We start from the raw sequence: 20429 nt of genomic DNA, 5'->3' as shown, positions 1-20429 counted from the left end.
ATTACGGAGGCAGGGCGGGGAGGCGGAACCGGGGATCGCCCACGAGACCGCACTGTGATGGTTGTCGGCACCGCACAACGCCCCTGGCGGAGCGGTGGCGATGACGTGCGGTCAGGTGTCGGATCACGGACAGCCACGTGCGCGCGGCCGGGTGTGACCGGCGGTCAGGTGACCCGGTACGAGGCGATGGCCTGCTCGTAGATCTCGGTGACCTTGTCCCGGTCGCTCTCGGGCCCGATGACCTGGATGACGTGGTACCTGCCCTCGACGATCATGGCGAGATTACGGACGTACACCTCGCGCCCGCCGCTCTCCTGCCAGGTGAACTGCCCCTCGGCCATGGCCTGTCGCCCGACATCGACGCGGCGCAGGCCGGACGAGGAGGACCAGCTGGAGTCCCGGAACGGCTGGAGCTCGGGCTCCTTGTCCCGCTGGTAGTCCAGCGGATCGCCGCCTCCCGCCTTGACGGTGTCCCGGCCGGGCACGACGAGCAGGGTGAACCCGTCGCTGCCGTAGCGGATCTGCCGGTCCGCGTTGGCGGGGCTGCGCTGCCAGTCCTTCGGTACGCCGACCTCGAAGCCCTCCGCGTCCTTGCGGAGCGCGTAGCCGGGGGCGAGCGCGACGGCCGACCGGCTGGTCTGCGGCTGCTGGGAGCCGGGATCATCGGCGGACCCGTCCGCCGAGGCGGAAGGACCGGGCTCCCCCGAGGCGGCGGGCGGCGCGGCGGAACCGGCGGGCGACGTCGGCGCTCCGCCGTCCTTGCCCGGTTCCTGCTTCGGCATGAACATCACGGCGTACACGACGGCGGCGGCCATCAGCAGCAGGATGAGGACGAGCAGCAGCCGGCCGAGCCTGCGCGGGGAGGAGGGCTCCTCGCCCCGGCGCGGCGGTTCCCGCAGCACCCGGGGCCCCTTGGGCGCACGGGGGGCGCGGGCCGGGCGCTCCTCCTCCCAGGTCTCCACGGGCATCCCCACGGAACGGTCGGGCGGCAGCAGCGACTCCTGAAGGTCCCGCCGGTCGCCGCCACCGCGCTGCTTCGGCGGTTGCTGACGCTTCCCCTGGCGGTGCCTGCCCTGCGCCGAGCCGCCGCCGAAACGGCCCCGGCGCCGGCGGACCAGCTCGCCCCGGCGGCGTACGACGGGGAGCCTGGTGGCGTCGGGCGCGGGCAGCGGCACGACGTCGGCGCCCGCCTCCGGCTCCGGCGCGGAGCGCACCAGCGAGCGCAGCCAGCCGCGCAGCTCCTCGAAGTCGGGCCGCTCCGTGGGGTCCTGGCGCAGCAGCGACTCGACGACGGGCCGGAGCGGACCGCACTCCTCCGCGAAGGCGGGCGGCTCCCCGCACACCATCTGGACGAGCTCGGCCGCGTTCTCCTCGGGGTAGGGGGCGTGGCCCTGGACGGCGCGGTAGAGCAGAGCGCCGAGCGCCCACAGGTCGGTGGAGGGGCCGATGGGCGGCGCGAGCTGCCAGTTGTCGTGGACCGGGCCCGCCTGCTCGGGGGCCCAGCGCTCGGTGACGGCTCCGACGACGGCGATCCGTGCCTGGCGGGCTCGTTCGGCGGCGAGCGGGGTGGCGGGGCCCCGGTAGACGGCGGGCTCGTCGCCGCCCGCGACGGCCTCCTCCCAGGCCCGGGGGGCGGTCCGCCCGTCCCGGGACGGCGCGGTGCGGGCGAGCTGTCCCGGGGACGGGGCCGACGCTCCGGGCCGCCGGGAGTCGGCGCGCAACGCGTCCTCGCCGGAGCCGCCCGCGGAGACGGGTCGCGCACCGGGCCCGTCGTCCCAGGTCCCGGCGAGGTGGACGCGGCGGCCGGGCGTGCGGGGGCCGTCCTCGTCGTCCTCGTCCTCGTCGTCGTAGGGGTCCTCGGCGGGGATGCCCCAGGGCGAGGTCAGCCCGGGGGGCGTGGGGGCTCCCGGGGCCGGGGCACCGGGAGCCGGGCGCTGGGGCGGGAGGATGCCGGTGTCGGCGTCCGCGTCGGCTCCGGTGATGCCGCCGGTGCCCGGGGCGGGCGCGCGCCCTTCCGGCGGCGACTTCGTGAGGTCGGCCGGTGCGCGGTCGGTCTGGTGCCGGTCCTCGGTGACCCGGGCGGCGGCCCGTGCGCCCGCCCGGTAGGCGGCGATGGCTCCGGCGCGCGCGGCCCGCAGCTGGGCGGCGCTCGCGGCTCCGGGCTCGGCGGGGGGCGGCACGGCGGTGTACGGGACGGCGGGGGCGGCGGGGCGGGGGACGATCTCCTGCCCGGCGGGCGACGCGAAGGGCGCGGCTTCCGGGCCGCCCGGCGGCAGGTCGTACCGGTCGTCGTGCTGATCGTCATACCCGTCGTCGGGTCGCTCGTCATCACGGTCGTCGGGCCGGCGCGGTGCGTATCCCCGCGGCAGCGACGGAACGGAAAACCCCTGGTCCGCCCGGTGCGCCCGGTCCGAACGGACGTCGCCGTCGTCATCGGCGTACTCCTGGACGTCCGCTTCCGCGTACTCCGCGTACTCCTCGACGTCCGCGGAGCCCTCGCCGTCGTCGACGGGCCCGTAGCCCCCGACCGGCGCGTACTCCGTCTCGCCCCTGGCCGGCGGGAGCGCGTAGGCGCCGTCCGGCTCACCCGGCGGTGCGGGCTCGCCGGCCGGGATGCCGTACGTCGTGGGGCCGGCCACCGGATCGGTGTCGGGCACCGGTCCGGGGGCGTACCCGCAGAGCGCCTCCTCGGCGGCGCCCGCCGCGAGACCGGTGAGCATGACGCGGCCGTCGTCGCACACCAGGACCGTGCGCACGGTGATGTTGCGGTGGGTCCAGCCGTGGGCGTGCAGCACCCGCAGGGCGGTGAGCACGTCGGAGCCGATCTCGGCCGCCCGGTAGGGGTTGAGGGGGCGTTCGGCGAGCAGGGCGGCGAGCGGACGGGCGGGGACGAGCTCGCTCACTATCCACAGCGAGCCCGCTTCGGCGAACACGTCGAAGACCTGGTCGAGCCGGGGGTGGTCGGGCACCTGTGCGGCGGCCTGCGCGGCCTCGATCGCCCTCCGGACCGCGGGGTCCGTGCTGCGGCGTACCGCGCGCCCGGTGGCGCGTCCGGACGCCGAGGGGTACCCGTCGGCGTCGAGGACCTCCGCGTCCACGATCTCCGGCAACGGCACCTGGCGGACCAGGACTTCCTGTCCGCTGTAGGTGTCGAACGCCCGGGTCTCCGCCAGTTCGTACCCGTCGGACGGGGGCAGCGGAAGGCGGTAGCGGTCGGCAAGCACCCGACCCGCATAGTCGTCCACGACGCCTCCCCAGAGCGCGCTCTTCCCCCGGCCATCGGAGATGCACGTATCCGTCGGTCACGGTCGTTCGGTGGCCAATTGGCCCGCCGTTCCGGCTGCTTACGGTCTCCGGCCTCCTACGATACGTGGCAACGCAAGTCGACGGGCCGGGTCGCGCCAACCCGGCCTGCACAAACGTTTCCCATCGGCCCGTTCCGGGCGCCCGACCGGCCCGCGGGCCTGCCGGAGAGCCGGTCCGGGGAGGCGCCCGGCGGCCGGCCCGTGGGCTGGTGCCGGAAGGTCAGCCCGTGGGCGTGAACGTGGAGAACGCCGTTTCGCGCAGCGTCCGGCACTCGTCGTCCCCCCACTCGTCCACCTTGCAGCTGATCATGATCGAGTAGCCGCGCTTGGCGTCCACCTTGAAGCCCCGGTTGAGCACCTTGACCCGGACGCCGTTGTGGTTGCGTTCGAACGTCCAGTCCGCGACGGTCGGATAGCCGTTGTACTCGACCTTCTTTATGCTGCCGTGCTGGTAGCCGTCGCTGAGGACCTTGACGCTTCCGACCGCCCCGCGCCAGGCGGCCGCCGCGTCGTTCTTGGGCGAGCTGTTGAAGTCGACCTGGACGCGGGGGAAACTGCTCCGCTCGGCGTTGTAGATGCCGCCGGAGTTGCTGCCCGCGATGGCGGTGCGCCGGAAGCCCTCGGGCATCGCCATGGTGAAGTGGAACCGGGTGTCGGTGACCTCCTCGTACCCGGCGGGCAGTGCGTCGCCCGGGTCCGCCCCGTCGTCCTCGGAATCGCCGGAACCGGAGTCGTCGGCGTCGTCCGCGTCGTCGGCGGGCGGGTCCTCGGTGGCGCGGCCGTCGTCCGTGCCCTGGCCCTCCTTCTGGCCGCCGCCCTTCTCGCCGGCCGAACCGCCGCCGGTGTCGCCGCCCTTGTCGTCGGCGCCGCCGGACGCGGCTCCGGCCGAGGCGGCCGTGTCGCCCTTGCCGCCCTTGTCCGCGTCGTCGCCGCCGAGAGTGAGCGCGAGGACCGTGCCGAGAACGGCCAGCGCCACGACGGCCGCGATGATCGCGAGGGTGCGGCGGGGCACCACGTCGGTGATCGAGGCGCGCGTGGACGCGATCGAGGACGGCGGTCGCTGCCCGGGGACGGAAGCACTCGCCGCCGCGGACTCCGGGGCTCCGGCGGGGGCCGAGGCGGCTCCCTTCGCCGTCGCCGGGGCGGACGCGGCGCCCGCTCGGGACTTCGCACCGGAAGCGGGGGTCGGGGTCCCGGGCGGCGACGGCGGCTTGGGCGGGGCGGCGGGCGAGCCGCCGGCAGCGGCGGCCGGAGAGCTCGCCGACGCCGCGGCCACGCCCGCCGCGGCACCCGCCGCCGCCGCAGGGGTCTTCGCGTTGCGCACGGAGCGCAGGGCTCCGCGCAGCCGGTCGCGGGCGCCCTCGCCGGACTCGCCAGAGCCGGTGGACTGCTTCGGCGGCTTCGGCGCCTTGGGCTGCTTCGGCGTCCGCTTGACGAGGGGGTCGGCGGCGGGCGTCGGCGGCAGCGCCATGATCCGGGTGGAGTCCGCGGGGGCCGGCGCGGGGGCGTCGGGGGCGTTGATGACGTCGTTGAGCAATGCCCTTGCCCCGGCGTCGTCGAGGCGCTGGTCGGGGTCCCGGGCGAGCAGCCCGTAGATGACGTCGGTGAGCGGACCGGCGTTCTTCGGCGGGTCGAGCGGTTCGGTCATCACGGCCGTGAGGGTGGCGATGGCCGAGCCCTTGTCGTACGGCGGACAGCCCTCGACGCTCGCGTACAGCAGTCCGCCGAGCGACCACAGGTCCGCGGGCGGGCCCGGCTTGTGACCGCGGGCCCGTTCCGGCGAGATGTACGAGGGGGCGCCGACGAGCATCCCGGTGGAGGTGACCGACGGGTCGCCCTCGACCTGGGCGATGCCGAAGTCGGTGAGCACGACGCGCCCGTCCTCGGAGATCAGCACGTTGGACGGCTTCACGTCGCGGTGCAGGATGCCCTCGCGGTGCGCCGAGCGCAGCACGTCGAGGATGGCGAGCCCGACCTCGGCGGCCCGCCTCGGTGTGAGCGTGCCGTCCTCGCGGATCGCCTCGGCGAGCGACTTGCCCTCGATCAGCTCCATGACGATCCACGGGCGGTCGTCCTCGTCGACCACGTCGTAGACGGTCACCGCGCTGTTGTTGCGGATCCGTGCGATCGCCTTGGCCTCACGCAGGGTGCGCGTGATCAGCCGGCGCTTCTCGTCCTCGTCGATCGCCGAGGGGAACCGCAGTTCCTTGACCGCGACCGTGCGGCCGAGCGTCTCGTCCTCGGCGCGCCAGACCGTACCCATGCCGCCTCGGCCGAGCACCTCACCGAGCCGGTAGCGCCCCGCGAGGAGACGACCGTTCTTGTCCCGTTGGGGCTCCCGTGCCTGCTCCGCCTCCGACATGCGTCCCCTCTGCGATCAACCCGCCCTGGCAGAGCGTTCATTGTCCCTCACCCCGGGACCGGTCCTGGTGCCGGGTCCGGGGTCCGGCGCGCCAGGGCCTGTCGTCAGGCTGCCGTCGTCGCCCGGAGGGCGGCCGGGCGACGCATGGTGCGTACGATCGCAAGGCGCCGGAATGGTCTCGTAGCGGAGCTACTTGGCCATTTCGGCAACGCCGCGAGCGTGCGTGCCATGCGTCGCCCGGCGGACGGCAGCTTGACGACGGGCCCTGGGCCCGAAGAGGGAAGCCCCCACAGCCTGCTACCAACCCGGGCTCCCCGTCCAGGCCGGTCCGGGCCACCGCCGCGGCTCCACCGGGCCCGCGGCCCCCAACTGGCCCGGTGAAGGCGGGCGGTGACCGCGGCACAGGGACGCGCGGACCGCGGGAGGACGTGTCCTAGATCGGCACAATGTCCGGTGCGCCGAGCCGGGCCGCGTCCGCCGTGAGGTCGTCGGGCTGCCGCTGCGATTCGCGCTCCGCCTCCACCCGCTTCTCGTAGTGCTGGACCTCCCGGTCGATCCGTTCCTCGTCCCAGCCCAGCACCGGCGCCATCAGCTCCGCGCAGAGCCGGGCGCTGCGGGTGCCCCGGTCGAAGGTCTCGATGGAGATCCGGGTGCGGCGGGTCAGCACGTCGTCCAGGTGGCGGGCGCCCTCGTGGGAGGCCGCGTAGACGATCTCGGCGCGCAGATAGTCGTCGGCGGCGGGCAGGGCCTCGCCGAGGGTGGGGTCGGCGAGGACCAGTTCCAGAACTTCCTCCGTCATTGAGCCGTACCGGTTGAGCAGATGCTCCACCCGGGCGACATGGAGGCCGGTCCGGGCCGCGATCCGGGCCCGCGCGTTCCACAGGGCCTTGTATCCCTCGGCCCCCAGGAGCGGGGTGTCCTCGGTGACGCAGGCGGCGACCCGCTGGTCGAGTCCGTGCACCGCCTCGTCCACCGCGTCCTTGGCCATGACCCGGTACGTCGTGTACTTGCCGCCCGCCACGACGACCAGGCCGGGGGCGGGGTGGGCCACCGTGTGCTCGCGCGACAGCTTGCTGGTGGCATCCGACTCGCCGGCCAGCAGCGGTCGCAGTCCGGCATAGACGCCCTGGACGTCGTCCCTGGTCAGCGGGGTGTTCAGGACGGAGTTGACGTGCTGGAGGAGGTAGTCGATATCGGCGCTGGAGGCGGCCGGGTGCGCCTTGTCCAGGTCCCAGTCGGTGTCCGTGGTGCCGATGATCCAGTGCCGGCCCCAGGGGATGACGAAGAGGACGGACTTCTCGGTACGCAGGATGAGGCCGGTGGAGGAGTGGATGCGGTCCTTGGGGACGACCAGGTGGATGCCCTTGGAGGCCCGGACGTGGAACTGCCCGCGCTCGCCGATGAGGCCCTGGGTGTCGTCGGTCCACACGCCGGTCGCGTTGACCACCTGCTTGGCCCGGATCTCGTACTCCGCACCGCCCTCGACGTCGCTGACCAGCGCGCCCACGACCCGCTCGCCCTCACGGAGGAAGCCGGTCACCCGGGCCGCGTTCGCCACGTGGGCCCCGTAGGACGCCGCGGTGCGCACCAGCTCGGTGACGAAGCGGGCGTCGTCCATCTGGGCGTCGTAGTACTGGAGGGCGCCGACCAGGGCGTCCTTCTTCAGCGCGGGGGCGACCCGCAGGGCGTGCTTGCGGGAGAGGTGGCGGTGGACGGGGAGGCCCCGGCCGTGGCCCGAGGAGACCGACATCGCGTCGTACAGCGCGACGCCGGAGCCGGCGTAGAGCCGCTCCCACCCCTTGTGCTGCAAGGGGTAGAGGAAGGGCACGGGCTTCACCAGATGCGGGGCCAGCCGTTCCAGGAGGAGTCCTCGCTCCTTGAGCGCCTCCCGGACCAGGGCGAAGTCGAGCATCTCCAGATAGCGCAGGCCGCCGTGGATCAGCTTGCTCGACCTGCTCGATGTGCCGGACGCCCAGTCGCGCGCCTCGACCAGGCCGGTCGAGAGGCCTCTGGTGGCGGCGTCCAGCGCCGTGCCCGCGCCGACCACGCCCGCCCCCACGACCAGCACGTCCAGTTCGCGCTCGGCCATGGCGGCGAGCGCGGCGGTGCGCTCGGCGGGTCCCAGTGTCGCTGTCCTCACTGCTGCCTCCCGGTGGATCGGGGTGGTCGGACACGGGAGTGCGAACCGGCCGCGGGGCCGGTCGCCCGTGTCCACCCCTCGATTCTGTCCGCGCTCCCCGAGTTCAGCCACCGCCTGTGGACAACACCCGGGCGACCGGAGCCGCACAATGCGACATATAGGTCATATTTACGCCTAGTCTGACATTGCGCTGTCCACAGCAGTTGCGATCTTCGCTCTCCGCACTTAGGGGGTCTTCCTGTATGCCCGCAGACCTCGCCGTCATCGGACTCGGTCACCTCGGCCTGCCCCTCGCCCGGGCCGCCGTGACCGCCGGGATCGACACCGTCGGCTACGACCCCGACCCACGCCCCTACGCGGAGCTCAGAGCCGGGCGCAGCCCCGTCGAGGGCACCCTCACCGCGTCCGAGATCCGCCGCATGCTCTCCGGCGGCTTCCGGCCCACCACCGACGCCGCCGAGCTGGGCCGGGTCCGTACCGCCGTGATCTGCTCCCCCACCCCGCTCGGCCCCGACGGGGGGACCGACCTCACCGCGCTCCGCGACGCCGCCCGCGCGCTGGCGGCCCGGCTGCGCCCGCACACCACCGTGCTGCTGGAGTCCGCCGTGCCGCCCGGCACCACGGAGAACGTCCTGCGCCCCCTGCTGGAGGAGGGCTCCGGGCTCGTCGCCGGACGGGACTTCCACCTCGCCTGCTCGCCGAGCCGGCTCGACCCCGGCAACCGCACCCACACCCTGGCCAACACACCCAAGGTCATCGGCGGCCTCACCCCCGCCTGCACCGAGTCGGCCGCCGCCTTCTACGGACGGCTCACCGACAAGGTCGTCCGGGCCCGGGGCCCGCGCGAGGCGGAGATGACGAAGGTGCTGGAGACCAACTTCCGGCACGTCAACATCGCGCTGGTCAACGAGATGGCGGTGCTCTGCCACGACCTCGGCGTCGACTTCTGGGACGTCATCCGGTGCGCCGAGACCAAGCCGTTCGGCTTCCAGCCCTTCCGGCCGGGGCCCGGCGTCGGCGGGCACGGCGCCCCGGTGGACCCGGGCTGCCTGCCCCACAGCCCCCGCTCCCCCGGAAACCCGCTGCGGATGGTCTCGCTGGCGCAGGAGATCAACGACCGGATGCCCAGCTACGTCATCCAGCGCTGCGCCACCCTGCTGAACGAGCACGGCAAGTCCGTCCGGGGCGCGCGCGTGCTGCTGCTCGGCGTCACCTACAAGCCGGACAGCGCCGACCAGGAGGCCGCCCCCGCCCGCGAGATCGCCACCCGGCTGATGGACATGGGCGCCCAGATCGGCTTCCACGACCCGCACGTCCTGGACTGGCGGGTGCGCGAACGCCCCGTCCCGCGCGCCGACTCGCTGTACGAGGCGGCGGCCGCGGCCGACCTGACCGTACTGCTCCAGCAGCACCGCACCTACGACCTCCAGGGCCTCGCGGTCAAGGCCCAACTGCTCCTGGACACCCGGGGAGCCACTCCGGCGGGGGCCGCGCACCGGCTCTGAGGACGGTGCGGAAGGCCGAAAAGGATTACCGGTGACCGGATCCGGTGCGTACTGCTACCCTGCGGCGTCACAACGCGCACAGATGTGCGCATCAGCACACTCGTGCGCAGTCATCCCAGGGGGAGCCCCACCGTGAGTCAGCCCGTGCAGCCGCCGAACCAGCCCCAGCAGCCCTACGGCGGTCAGCCCGTCGACGGCAACCCGTACGCCGGCCAGCCCACCCCCGCCGCCCCGACCGGCAACCCGTACGGCCAGCAGCCCCCGACGGCCCCGACGGGCAACCCGTACGGCCAGCCCCCGGCCTCGACCGGCAACCCGTTCGCGGGCCAGCAGCCCGGCCAGAGCGCCCCGTTCGGCGGCGGCGCGCCCTTCGCCCCGGCGCCGCCGGCCCGCAACAACATCCTGCTCGGCGTGCTGGTCGCCCTGGGCGCGGCCGTCGTCGCGGGCATCCTGTACGGCGTGATCGCGGGCTCCATCGAGCGCGAGGTCGGCTACGCGGCGGTCGGCGTCGGCTTCCTGGTCGGCTTCGCGTCGAGCAAGGTCGGCGGCTCCAACCCGGCGGTCATCGGCGCCGCGGCCGTCTTCTCGATCGGCGCCGTCTACCTCGGGCAGCTCGTCGGCATCTCGATGGTCCTCTCCGACCTGGCGCAGATCCCCTTCTCCGAGGTCGTCGGCGACCACTTCGGCACCGTGACGGAAGCCTGGTCCCAGGAGGCCGACTTCATGACCTACCTCTTCCTCGCACTCGGCGCGGTCGCCGCCGTCGGTGGCGCCAAGAAGGCCGGCTGACACCCAGCGGAACGCGCGCACGCACGCGGAGGGGCCCGGACCGACGACGGTCCGGGCCCCTCCGCGTGCGTGCGGGAGATCAGCGGCGGTGCTGCGAGTCCGCCACCGTCACCTCGACGCGCTGGAACTCCTTGAGGTCGCTGTAGCCGGTGGTGGCCATCGCGCGGCGCAGGGCGCCGAAGATGTTCATCGAGCCGTCCGGGGTGTGCGAAGGACCGGTGAGGACCTCCTCCGTCGTCCCGACCGAACCGAGGTCGACCAGCTTGCCGCGCGGCACGTCCTCGTGGACGGCCTCCATGCCCCAGTGGCGGCCGCGGCCCGGCGCGTCCGTGGCGCGGGCCAGCGGGGAGCCCATCATCACGGCGTCCGCACCGCAGGCGACGGCCTTCGGCAGGTCGCCGGACCAGCCGACGCCGCCGTCGGCGATGACGTGCACGTACCGGCCGCCGGACTCGTCCATGTAGTCGCGGCGGGCCCCGGCGACGTCCGCGACGGCGGTGGCCATCGGGACCTGGATGCCGAAGACGTTGCGCGTGGTGTGCGCCGCGCCGCCGCCGAAGCCGACGAGGACACCGGCCGCGCCGGTCCGCATCAGGTGCAGGGCGGCGGTGTAGGTGGCGCAGCCGCCGACGATGACCGGGACGTCCAGCTCGTAGATGAACTGCTTCAGGTTCAGCGGCTCGGCCGCGCCCGACACGTGCTCGGCGGAGACCGTCGTACCGCGGATGACGAAGATGTCGACGCCCGCGTCGACGACCGCCTTGGAGAACTGGGCGGTGCGCTGCGGGGAGAGCGCGGCGGCGGTGACGACGCCCGCGTCGCGCACCTCCTTGATGCGCTGCCCGATCAGCTCCTCCTGGATGGGGGCGGAGTAGATCTCCTGGAGCCGGCGGGTCGCGGACTCGACCGGCATCTCGGCGATCTCGTCCAGCAGCGGCTGCGGGTCGGCGTGCCGGGTCCACAGGCCTTCCAGGTTCAGCACGCCCAGGCCGCCCAGCTCACCGATGCGGATGGCGTGCTGCGGGGAGACCACGGAGTCCATGGGAGCGGCCAGGAACGGCAGCTCGAAGCGGTAGGCGTCGATCTGCCAGGCGATCGAGACCTCCTTCGGGTCCCGGGTGCGGCGGCTCGGAACGACGGCGATGTCGTCGAATGCGTAAGCCCGGCGGCCGCGCTTGCCGCGCCCGATCTCGATCTCAGTCACGATGTGTGGCCTTTCCCTCTACGTCTGCGCTGACCAGTATCCCCGACGCACACGTGAGGGGCGGTACCGGGAACTCCGGTCCGCCCCTCACCTGCGGTGATGCGTTACTTCCCGCGTTACTTCCTGCTGTAGTTCGGCGCTTCCACCGTCATCTGGATGTCGTGCGGGTGGCTCTCCTTGAGGCCCGCCGAGGTGATCCGGACGAACCGGCCCTTGCTCTCCATCTGGTCGACGGACGCGGCGCCGACGTAGCCCATGGTCTGGCGGAGACCGCCGACGAGCTGGTGGAGGACGTTGGCCAGCGGGCCGCGGTAGGGCACCTGGCCCTCGATGCCCTCGGGGACGAGCTTGTCGTCGGAGGACACCTCGGCCTGGAAGTAGCGGTCCTTGGAGTAGGACCGGCCCTGGCCCCGGGACTGCATCGCGCCCAGCGAGCCCATGCCGCGGTAGGACTTGAACTGCTTGCCGTTGATGAACATCAGCTCGCCCGGGGACTCCTCGCAGCCCGCGAGGAGGCTGCCCAGCATCACGCTGTCGGCGCCGGCGGCCAGCGCCTTGCCGATGTCGCCGCTGTACTGGAGGCCGCCGTCGCCGATCACGGGGACACCCGCGGCACGAGCGGCGAGCGCGGCCTCGTAGATCGCGGTGACCTGCGGGACGCCGATACCGGCGACCACGCGGGTCGTACAGATCGAGCCCGGGCCGACGCCGACCTTCACGCCGTCGACTCCGGCGTCGATCAGGGCCTGTGCGCCGTCGCGGGTGGCGACGTTGCCGCCGATGACGTCGACGCCGACGCTCGACTTGATCTTCGCCATCCAGGCGAGGGCGTTGCTGTTGTGTCCGTGCGAGGTGTCGACGATCAGGAAGTCGACCCCGGCGGACGCGAGCGCCTGCGCGCGCTCCAGCGCCTCGGGGCTGGCCCCGACGGCCGCGCCGACCAGCAGACGGCCTTCGGCGTCCTTGGCGGCGTTCGGGTACTGCTCGGCCTTCTTGAAGTCCTTGACCGTGATGAGGCCCTTGAGGATGCCCGCCTCGTCGACCAGCGGCAGCTTCTCGATCTTGTGGCGGCGCAGCAGCTCCATGGCCTCGACGCCGGAGATCCCGACCCGCCCGGTGACGAGCGGCATCGGCGTCATGACCTCGCGCACCTGGCGGGAGCGGTCCGACTCGAAGGCCATGTCGCGGTTGGTGACGATGCCCAGCAGCTTGCCCGCGGCGTCGGTGACCGGCACGCCGCTGATGCGGAACTTCGCGCAGAGCGCGTCCGCCTCGCCGAGCGTGGCGTCGGGGTGCACGGTGATCGGGTCGGTGACCATGCCCGACTCGGACCGCTTGACCAGGTCGACCTGGTTGACCTGGTCCTCGATCGAGAGATTGCGGTGCAGCACGCCGACGCCGCCCTGACGGGCCATGGCGATCGCCATGCGGGACTCGGTCACCTTGTCCATGGCGGCGGAGAGCAGGGGGATGTTCACCCGGACGTTGCGCGAGATGAGCGTGGACGTGTCCACCGCGTTGGGCAGGACCTCGGACGCGCCGGGCAACAGCAGCACGTCGTCGTAGGTCAGCCCGAGCGTCGCGAACTTCTCGGGCACTCCGTCGACGTTTGCAGTCATGACACCTTCCCCAAATGGCCTTGATCGGTGCGGATGTCCATGCTAACGGGCTCCACGGGCGTCTCATTCCACGATCAAGATCACTTGGCTGATCTGTAGCTTCCTACAGCGCCGCCGACGAGGGCCGGCGCGGGCGCCCTACTGCTCGGCGAGCGCCCGCAGCCTGCTGAGCGCGCGGTGCTGGGCGACCCGGACCGCGCCCGGGGACATCCCGAGCATCTGGCCGGTCTCCTCCGCGGTCAGCCCGACCGCGACGCGCAGGACGAGCAGCTCGCGCTGATTGTCCGGGAGGTTGGCGAGGAGCTTCTTGGCCCAGGCGGCGTCGCTGCTGAGCAGGGCGCGCTCCTCGGGGCCGAGGGAGTCGTCGGGCCGCTCGGGCATCTCGTCGGAGGGGACGGCGGTCGATCCCGGGTGGCGCATCGCGGCGCGCTGGAGGTCGGCGACCTTGTGTCCGGCGATCGCGAAGACGAAGGCCTCGAAGGGCCTGCCGGTGTCCTTGTAGCGCGGGAGCGCCATCAGCACGGCGACGCAGACCTCCTGCGCCAGGTCCTCCACGAAGTGGCGAGCATCACCGGGGAGGCGGTTCAGCCGGGAGCGGCAGTAGCGCAGGGCGAGGGGGTGGACATGGGCCAGCAGATCATGGGTGGCCTGCGCGTCGCCGTCGACGGCCCGGTGCACGAGGGCACCGATCACCGTGGTTTCGTCGTCACGCATCAAACCATGGTGCCCTGCGGCCACCCGGTCCGCTCCACCGCGTCCCGAGTTGTGCACCGAAGCGTTATGAGCGGGTGCGCCGGATGTCATGTCCTGCGCCCTCCCCTTCCGCTCGACCGAATCGTTCCTGAGGAACTCCACGACTCAAGGATGCGTCATCGGCCGGGAAGCGTCACATGGCGCCGCTGGACGGGCGCCCGGATACGGGGTGTGGAGCCGGTGGCCCGCTCCGTGCCCCCGTCCGCCGGTCTGCGGAAGGGGCGCGGCCGGGCCGGTCGTCAGCGGACCAGGCCCCAGCGGAATCCGAGGGCGACCGCGTGCGCGCGGTCCGAGGCCCCGAGCTTCTTGAACAGGCGCCGGGCGTGGGTCTTGACCGTGTCCTCGGAGAGGAACAGCTCACGGCCGATCTCCGCGTTGGAGCGGCCGTGGCTCATGCCTTCGAGCACCTGGATCTCCCGCGCGGTGAGCGTGGGGGCCGCCCCCATCTCGGCGGACCGCAGACGGCGCGGGGCGAGCCGCCAGGTCGGGTCGGCCAGCGCCTGGGTGACGGTGGCCCGCAGCTCGGCGCGCGAGGCGTCCTTGTGCAGATAGCCGCGGGCGCCCGCGGCGACCGCGAGCGCGACGCCGTCGAGGTCCTCGGCGACGGTCAGCATGATGATCCGGGCCCCGGGGTCGGCGGAGAGCAGTCGACGGACCGTCTCCACACCTCCCAGACCGGGCATGCGTACGTCCATCAGAATCAGATCCGAACGATCGGCACCCCAGCGGCGGAGGACTTCCTCGCCGTTGGCCGCCGTCGTCACGCGCTCGACGCCGGGCACGGTGGCCACCGCGCGACGGAGCGCTTCTCGGGCAAGCGGGGAGTCGTCGCAGACGAGGACGGATGTCATGACCGTCCTCCGCAGCTGATGCGCGTCACCTTGAGCCTCCAGGCTGATACAAGTCGTCACCTGTGCGGTTGACCCCCTCGGACATGTGCCCGAGCCGGATATCCGTCAACCGCATCCGTTCCTTTAACGACGGTCACTCGAAAGAGTTACGGGTCGGGCGGTCGGGTTCGGCACTCTACGTGAAGGCCCGTTTACGGAGGAGAACGACGCGGGTGATTCACCCGTCAACTGAATCTTCACTCGTTGGCATGCCCTTTTTGGCGCTATTTCTTCCCTTTTAGGGGTGTCTGTGGCTAGATTCGCAATCAGTCATATTTACATCTACTAGCACCGTAGATGTACGGTCGAGACTTCGGTCACACCGATCACAGACGGTCCGATCACAGCAGGCCGTCGATCACAGACGGTCGAGGATGCCGCTTCCGACGCAGCACAGCTCCGAGGGGACAAGCAATGGCAGATTTCTCCCGCCTTCCCGGACCCAACGCAGACCTGTGGGACTGGCAGCTGCTCGCCGCCTGCCGAGGCGTGGACAGTTCCCTGTTCTTCCACCCCGAGGGGGAGCGCGGCGCGGCCCGGAGTGCCCGCGAGACCTCCGCCAAGGAGGTCTGCATGCGCTGCCCGGTACGTGCCGAGTGCGCAGCGCACGCCCTGGCCGTGAGAGAGCCCTACGGAGTGTGGGGCGGCCTGACGGAGGACGAGCGCGAAGAGCTGATGGGCCGGGCCAGAACCCGGCTGATCACCGCGGCGCCCGCCGCGGGACCGGGCCCCGGCACCACCTGACACCCGTACGCCGCAACCGTCCGCAGAAACGTTTCTGCGTCACCTTCAGCCATCCGGCCCGCAGCCGGCCGCCGGCGGGAACGGCCTTCTCACCGCCCCTGGGGCGCGGGGCCCGGCGGGCACCGGGCCCCGTCCGGCCTCAGCGGGCGGCCGTGCGCGACAGCTGGTCCAGGGTGGCCGCCACCGCCGGGACCCGGGCCAGGTCCGGCAGGGTCAGCGCGACGATCTCCCGCTCGATCGCGGGCTCGACCGGCACGGCCCTGGCCCCCTTGGGGCGTACCGACTCGACGGCCAGCTCCGGCAGCACCGCCACCCCGAGCCCGGCTCCGACGAGCCCCATCACCGCCGGGTAGTCGTCCGTGGCGAAGTCGATGCGCGGGGCGAAACCGGACTCCTCGCAGACCTCGACCAGCTGCCGGCGGCACCGCGGGCAGCCCGCGATCCACGACTCGTCGGCCAGTTCGCCGATGGACACGCTGGAGGCCTCCGCCAGCCGGTGCCCCTCCGGGACCAGGCCGATCAGCCGGTCGGTGAGCAGCGGCCGGACCACCAGGTCGTCCCATTCGCCGCCGGTGCTCCCGTAACGGAACGCCAGCGCGATGTCGCAGTCGCCCTCGCGCAGCAGGTCCACCGAGCGCGGCGGCTCGGCCTCGACGAGCGACACCCGGGTGCCGGGGTGTTCGGCGCGCAGCGCGGCCAGCGCCCCCGGGACCAGGGTGGAGCTGCCGCTGGGGAAGGAGACCAGCCGGACCCGGCCGGCCCGCAGTCCGGCGATGGCGGCGACCTCCTCCTCGGCGGCGGTCAGCCCCGCGAGGATGCCGGAGGCGTGCCGCACCAGCGCCTCGCCGGCCTGGGTGAGGCGCATCTCGCGTCCGGTGCGGATCAGCAGCGTGGTGCCCGCGGAGGACTCCAGGGCCTTCATCTGCTGGCTGACGGCGGGCTGGGTGCAGCCGAGTTCGCGGGCTGCGGCGGAGAACGAGCCGGTGGTGGACACGGCGCGCAGGACACGGAGGTGGCGAGCTTCGATCACCCCGCCATCATAAGAAATTCTTGGAGACAGGGCGAATTAATGAGGGGAATCTTTGGGATCAAGGAGGCTAGCGTGACCGCATGAAGCTGCTGACCGTGAACATCGGACAACCTCGCCCCTCCGCGCAGACCGACGGCCCGGGTGGCGTCACCGGGATCGACAAGCGGCCGGTGGACGGTCCGGTCGAGGTCCTCGACCCCGGGCCCAGGGGCCGCGGCGGCAGCGGGCTGGCCGGGGACGCGGTGTGCGACCTGCGCCATCACGGCGGCAGCGACCAGGCGGTGTACGCCTTCGCCCGGGAGGAGCTGGACGCCTGGGAGCGGGAGCTGGGCGGCCGGAAGCTGGCCAACGGGGTGTTCGGCGAGAACTTCACGACCCTCGGCCTCGACGTCAGCGGCGCGCGGATAGGCGCGCGCTGGCGGGTGGGGACGGACCTCGTGCTGGAGGTGACCTCGGGCCGCGTCCCGTGCCGGACCTTCGCCGACCACCTCGGGGAGCGGGGGTGGGTCCGGCGGTTCACCCGGCAGGGCGCCGCCGGCGCGTATCTGCGGGTGATCGAACCGGGCGCCGTCCGCGCCGGGGACCCCATCGCGATCGTGCACCGCCCGGACCACGAGGTCACCGCCGCAATGCAGTTCCGGGCGGTCACGACCGAACGCACTCTGCTGCCCGCGCTGCTGGCCGCCGGGGAGGCACTGCACCCCGAGGCGCTGCGCAAGGCGCGGGAGTACGCCGCGCGGCAGGGCTGAGGAGGAGAGGAGGGGGCGGGCCGGCGGTCCCGTACGGAGGGACCGGCGGTCCGGTACGAAGGGGGAGGCGGCCGTCCGGTACGAAGGGGGAGCCGGCCGTCCGGTGCGCACGGGAAAGCGGCGGTCCGGTCAGGTGACGCGGCGTCATCCGGCGCGAGTTCCGGGGGCGTTGCGGCGGGAACTGGATCGGTGCGGGGCGCGTCCACCACCAGTGACCTGTGCCCGAGGAGGAGTCTTCGAGCCGAGCAGCGCGTCTCAGGGGGAAGACCATGCCCGACCCGCAGCAGCCCTGGTACGCCCAGGGCCCGCCGCAGCAGCCCGTTCCCGGCAACCCGTACGCCTCGGAGGGCGGCGGGCCGCGGGGTTTCGGGCCGCCGATCGTGCCGACACCGCCGCCGCGTCGCCGGTTCGGCCGGGGGCCGGTCGTCGCCGCGGTCGTCGCGCTGGTGCTCGTGGCCGTGGCGGGAGGGGCGTACGCGCTCTCCGACCAGTGGCGGGACGAGCCCGCGAAGCCCGTGGCGAAGGAGTCGCCCGGCCCCTCCGGACCGGCCTCCCCGTCCCGTACCCCTGCGGCGGGCGGCCCGGAGCCGAGCCACATTCCGACGACGAAGGAAGTCGCCGCAGCCCGGAAGCCGGCCGAGTCGGCGGCGTGGATCGCCGACGACAGGACCGACCTGCCCAAGCAGATCAACAAGGTCCACGACCTGTGGATCGTGGGTGACACCGCCGTCCAGGCCCTGCACCGGAAGGTCACCGCCTACCGGCTCTCGGACGGCGCCGAGGTCTGGAACGTCGACCTGCCCTCCTCCGTCTGCGAGACGCCGGCCAACCCGACACCCGACGGCAGGGTCGTGGTCCTCCATCACGAGCGGCCGGACAACGAGCGGGGCAACCAGTGCAACCAGATGCGGATGATCGATCTGAGGACCGGGAAGCAGGGCTGGCACAAAGAGCTCGACGAGCCCGGTGACCGGGACAACACGTTCATCGTCTACAGCGCCATCAGCGGCGACATCCTGTCCGTCGCCCGGAACATGCAGGCCGTCACCTACCGGATGGACGACGGGAGCAAGCTCTACGAGATCCCCCGGGAGAACAGGGACAAGTGCGTCCCCGATGACGTGGCGGGCGGCGTCTCCCGGCTCCTGGTGACCTCCGACTGCATGATCGCCATCGACCGGAGCAGGAACTACGGCCAGGTGCGCGAGCTCGACCCGCGTACCGGCAAGGTCCTGTGGCGCTACCGGATGAAGACCGGCTGGAGCTTCGGCAGTCTGATCTCCATGGACCCGGTCGTCTTCACCACCTACAACAACGAGGACACCGCCCGGGACTGGCGGGTCACGGTCCTGGACCCCCGAGGCAAGCACCGCACCACGTTCGACGCCCGGGACAAGGGCTTCGAGCACTGCGGCGGCGAGGGGGCCGGCGGAAACATCCAGCCCTGCCGGGGCGCCGGGGTCGGCAAGGGCCTCATCATGCTGGGCGGCACCGAACAGGTCGGCGCGTACGACCTGAAGACCGGGAAGTTCCTGTGGGGCATCAAGTCCGAGGAGCTGCGCAGGCTGTATCCGCTGCGCGCCGAGGACGGCAGGTCGATGCTCATCTACGAGGCCGCCACGTCGAGCCGCCCCGGCCGGACCTTCCTCATGGGCCCGCGCGGCGCCGGCACGGAGAAGGACATCGTGAAGCACCCGGTGGCGACCGCCCGGTGGGAGTACGAGATGTCCCTGGGGCACACGGCCTACGTCGACGGGCGGCTCGTCCTGACGCCGACGATCGTGAGCGGCGACGAGAACCGCAAACCCGTGCGCGAGGCCCGCATGCTGTCCTTCGCCCCCGCCGCGCCCTGACCGTCCCCGCCCCCACCCACCCACGACTTCCCTGTGCACGAGGTGCGGTTCCGGGTCCTGGACGTGGACGGGAAGCGGGCGGGTGAGGTCCCGGATCACGCGGGGCGTTAACGTGCCGCGTATGACGACTGCACTGATCACGGGCGCGACGGCGGGCATCGGGGCCGCGTTCGCGCGGCGGCTCGCGGCCCAGGGGCACAACCTGGTGCTGGTGGCGCGGGACACCGCGCGGCTGCGCGAGCAGGCCACCGAACTGCACGACCGGCACGGCATCGAGGCCGAGGTCCTGAGCGCCGACCTGTCCACGGAGGACGGGATCGAAGCGGTGGAGAAGCGGCTCGCGGACCGCACGCACCCGGTCGATCTGCTGGTCAACAACGCCGGGTTCGGCAACAAGGGGCGCTTCCTGGAAGTGTCGATGACCGATGAGCTGACGATGCTGAAGGTGCACTGCGAGGCGGTGCTGCGGCTGACCTCGGCGGCCGTCACCGGGATGAAGGAACGGGGCCGGGGCGGGGTCGTCAACGTGGCGTCCGTCGCGGCGTTCGTGCCGCGCGGTACGTACGGGGCGTCCAAGGCGTGGGTCGTGCAGTTCACCCAGGGCGCGGCACGGGATCTGGCCGGTTCGGGGGTGCGGCTGATGGTGCTGTGCCCCGGGTTCGTGCGGACGGAGTTCCACGAGCGGGCCGGGATGGGCACGGACAACATCCCGGGCTGGATGTGGCTCGACGCGGACAAGCTGGTGGCGTCGGCGTTGACGGACCTGGCCCGGGGGAAGACGGTGTCGATCCCGGACCCGCGCTACAAGGCGCTGATGGGGCTGGTGAAGGTCGCCCCGCGCGGGCTGCTCGGCGGGGTCACGTCGCGGACGGGGCGCAAGTACGGCCCCCAGTAGGCGGTTCGCGGTACGCGGAGCTGCTGGTGGAGCGGCCGTCCGGGCCCCGGGATCAGGGAACCGGGCGGGGACGGGCCGGCGCCCGGCGGCATGTGGCGCCGCGGCCGGCGCTGCGGGTGCGGGGCTCCCGCGGGCGGCCCGCGCCCGGGCCGGCCGTCCGGGCGGGACGCTCCATGCCGGACGCTCCATGCCGGACGCGCCCGGCCGGACGCGCCGACCGGCAGCGGGGCTGTCCGCGGGGTGGTCGGTTGTCGTGAGGCGACCTGGGGGTTGCTGCGACCGATGCGGTGTTGGGTCAGGCTGCGGCGGTGGGTCCGGCAACGGCGGTGGCGGCTGCTCGCAGTCGGCCGTTGGGGGCTACAGAATCGTTCCCTTGCGTGTCACGGCTCGCGTCGCGTGCTGGGATGGCTCGCCACCGTGGACGAACGCGATAGCGATGGACCATGACAGACCCTTTCGCGCTCTGCCCCCTCCCGGTGCCGAGCGATTCACCGGCGTTTCCGCCTTCTTCGTCCGCTCTCCGCCCTTGCGAGGCCGGGGAGACGGTCGCCGATCCAGCCGACCTCGGTCAGGGGCCGGAGAAGGAAGGAC

At 72.8% G+C, this 20429-nt stretch carries 14 protein-coding genes; 6 read left to right on the top strand and 8 right to left on the bottom strand.

What is annotated here, in order from left to right; translation table 11 throughout:
* Nucleotides 1–164 precede the first annotated feature (164 nt).
* From OG245_RS23420 to OG245_RS23410, 3 genes are all read right to left on the bottom strand, one after another.
* Entirely contained in the window at nt 165–3245 is a 3081-nt protein-coding gene (locus tag OG245_RS23420; RefSeq protein WP_371625413.1) for a protein kinase, read from the bottom strand.
* A 280-nt stretch (nt 3246–3525) separates the two neighbouring features.
* Nucleotides 3526–5667 (bottom strand): serine/threonine-protein kinase, encoded by a 2142-nt coding sequence (locus tag OG245_RS23415; RefSeq protein ID WP_371625412.1) that lies wholly within the window; start codon nt 5665–5667, stop codon nt 3526–3528.
* 433 nt (nt 5668–6100) lie between these two features.
* Entirely contained in the window at nt 6101–7807 is a 1707-nt protein-coding gene (locus OG245_RS23410; RefSeq protein ID WP_371625411.1) for a glycerol-3-phosphate dehydrogenase/oxidase, read from the bottom strand.
* 242 nt (nt 7808–8049) lie between these two features.
* Between OG245_RS23410 and OG245_RS23405 the strand changes: the two genes are divergently transcribed.
* Complete coding sequence (locus OG245_RS23405) at nt 8050–9312, top strand: nucleotide sugar dehydrogenase (RefSeq protein WP_371625410.1); 1263 nt, start codon at nt 8050–8052, stop codon at nt 9310–9312.
* A gap of 132 nt (nt 9313–9444) precedes the next feature.
* Entirely contained in the window at nt 9445–10101 is a 657-nt protein-coding gene (locus OG245_RS23400; RefSeq protein WP_371625409.1) for a hypothetical protein, read from the top strand.
* Between the two features lie 79 nt (nt 10102–10180).
* Here the strand turns inward: OG245_RS23400 and OG245_RS23395 are convergent, their stop codons facing one another.
* From OG245_RS23395 to OG245_RS23380, 4 genes are all read right to left on the bottom strand, one after another.
* On the bottom strand, nt 10181–11305 hold the full coding sequence (locus tag OG245_RS23395) for a GuaB3 family IMP dehydrogenase-related protein (RefSeq protein ID WP_371625408.1): 1125 nt from the start codon (nt 11303–11305) through the stop codon (nt 10181–10183).
* Nucleotides 11306–11421: 116 nt separating this feature from the next.
* A complete protein-coding gene (gene guaB, locus OG245_RS23390; RefSeq protein ID WP_371625407.1) occupies nt 11422–12924 on the bottom strand; it encodes an IMP dehydrogenase in 1503 nt (500 codons plus the stop codon).
* 138 nt (nt 12925–13062) lie between these two features.
* The gene (locus tag OG245_RS23385; RefSeq protein WP_018960265.1) at nt 13063–13638 is read right to left on the bottom strand and encodes a sigma-70 family RNA polymerase sigma factor; all 576 of its coding nucleotides are present in this window, start codon (nt 13636–13638) and stop codon (nt 13063–13065) included.
* Nucleotides 13639–13916: 278 nt separating this feature from the next.
* A complete protein-coding gene (locus OG245_RS23380) occupies nt 13917–14528 on the bottom strand; it encodes a response regulator transcription factor (RefSeq protein ID WP_003948568.1) in 612 nt (203 codons plus the stop codon).
* A gap of 453 nt (nt 14529–14981) precedes the next feature.
* Between OG245_RS23380 and OG245_RS23375 the strand changes: the two genes are divergently transcribed.
* Nucleotides 14982–15311, top strand: coding sequence for a WhiB family transcriptional regulator (locus OG245_RS23375; RefSeq protein ID WP_371625406.1), 330 nt, complete (start codon nt 14982–14984; stop codon nt 15309–15311).
* Nucleotides 15312–15450: 139 nt separating this feature from the next.
* On the opposite strand, the gene OG245_RS23370 is transcribed toward OG245_RS23375, so the two are convergent.
* Nucleotides 15451–16341 carry a LysR family transcriptional regulator gene (locus OG245_RS23370; protein ID WP_371625405.1) on the bottom strand — a complete coding sequence of 297 codons (891 nt, stop codon included), beginning with the start codon at nt 16339–16341 and terminating at the stop codon, nt 15451–15453.
* An 80-nt stretch (nt 16342–16421) separates the two neighbouring features.
* On the opposite strand from OG245_RS23370, the gene OG245_RS23365 reads away from it, so the two are divergent.
* From OG245_RS23365 to OG245_RS23355, 3 genes are all read left to right on the top strand, one after another.
* Nucleotides 16422–17090 (top strand): MOSC domain-containing protein, encoded by a 669-nt coding sequence (locus OG245_RS23365; protein WP_371625404.1) that lies wholly within the window; start codon nt 16422–16424, stop codon nt 17088–17090.
* A gap of 269 nt (nt 17091–17359) precedes the next feature.
* Nucleotides 17360–18943, top strand: coding sequence for a PQQ-binding-like beta-propeller repeat protein (locus OG245_RS23360; RefSeq protein WP_371625403.1), 1584 nt, complete (start codon nt 17360–17362; stop codon nt 18941–18943).
* A gap of 121 nt (nt 18944–19064) precedes the next feature.
* A complete protein-coding gene (locus tag OG245_RS23355; protein ID WP_371625402.1) occupies nt 19065–19838 on the top strand; it encodes an SDR family NAD(P)-dependent oxidoreductase in 774 nt (257 codons plus the stop codon).
* Nucleotides 19839–20429: the final 591 nt, after the last annotated feature.

It is taken from the genome of Streptomyces sp. NBC_01116 (genome assembly GCF_041435495.1).
Taxonomy (GTDB): domain Bacteria; phylum Actinomycetota; class Actinomycetes; order Streptomycetales; family Streptomycetaceae; genus Streptomyces.
The sequence above is the reverse complement of the archived record's forward strand: the minus strand, read 5'-3'. Positions and strand labels throughout refer to the sequence as shown.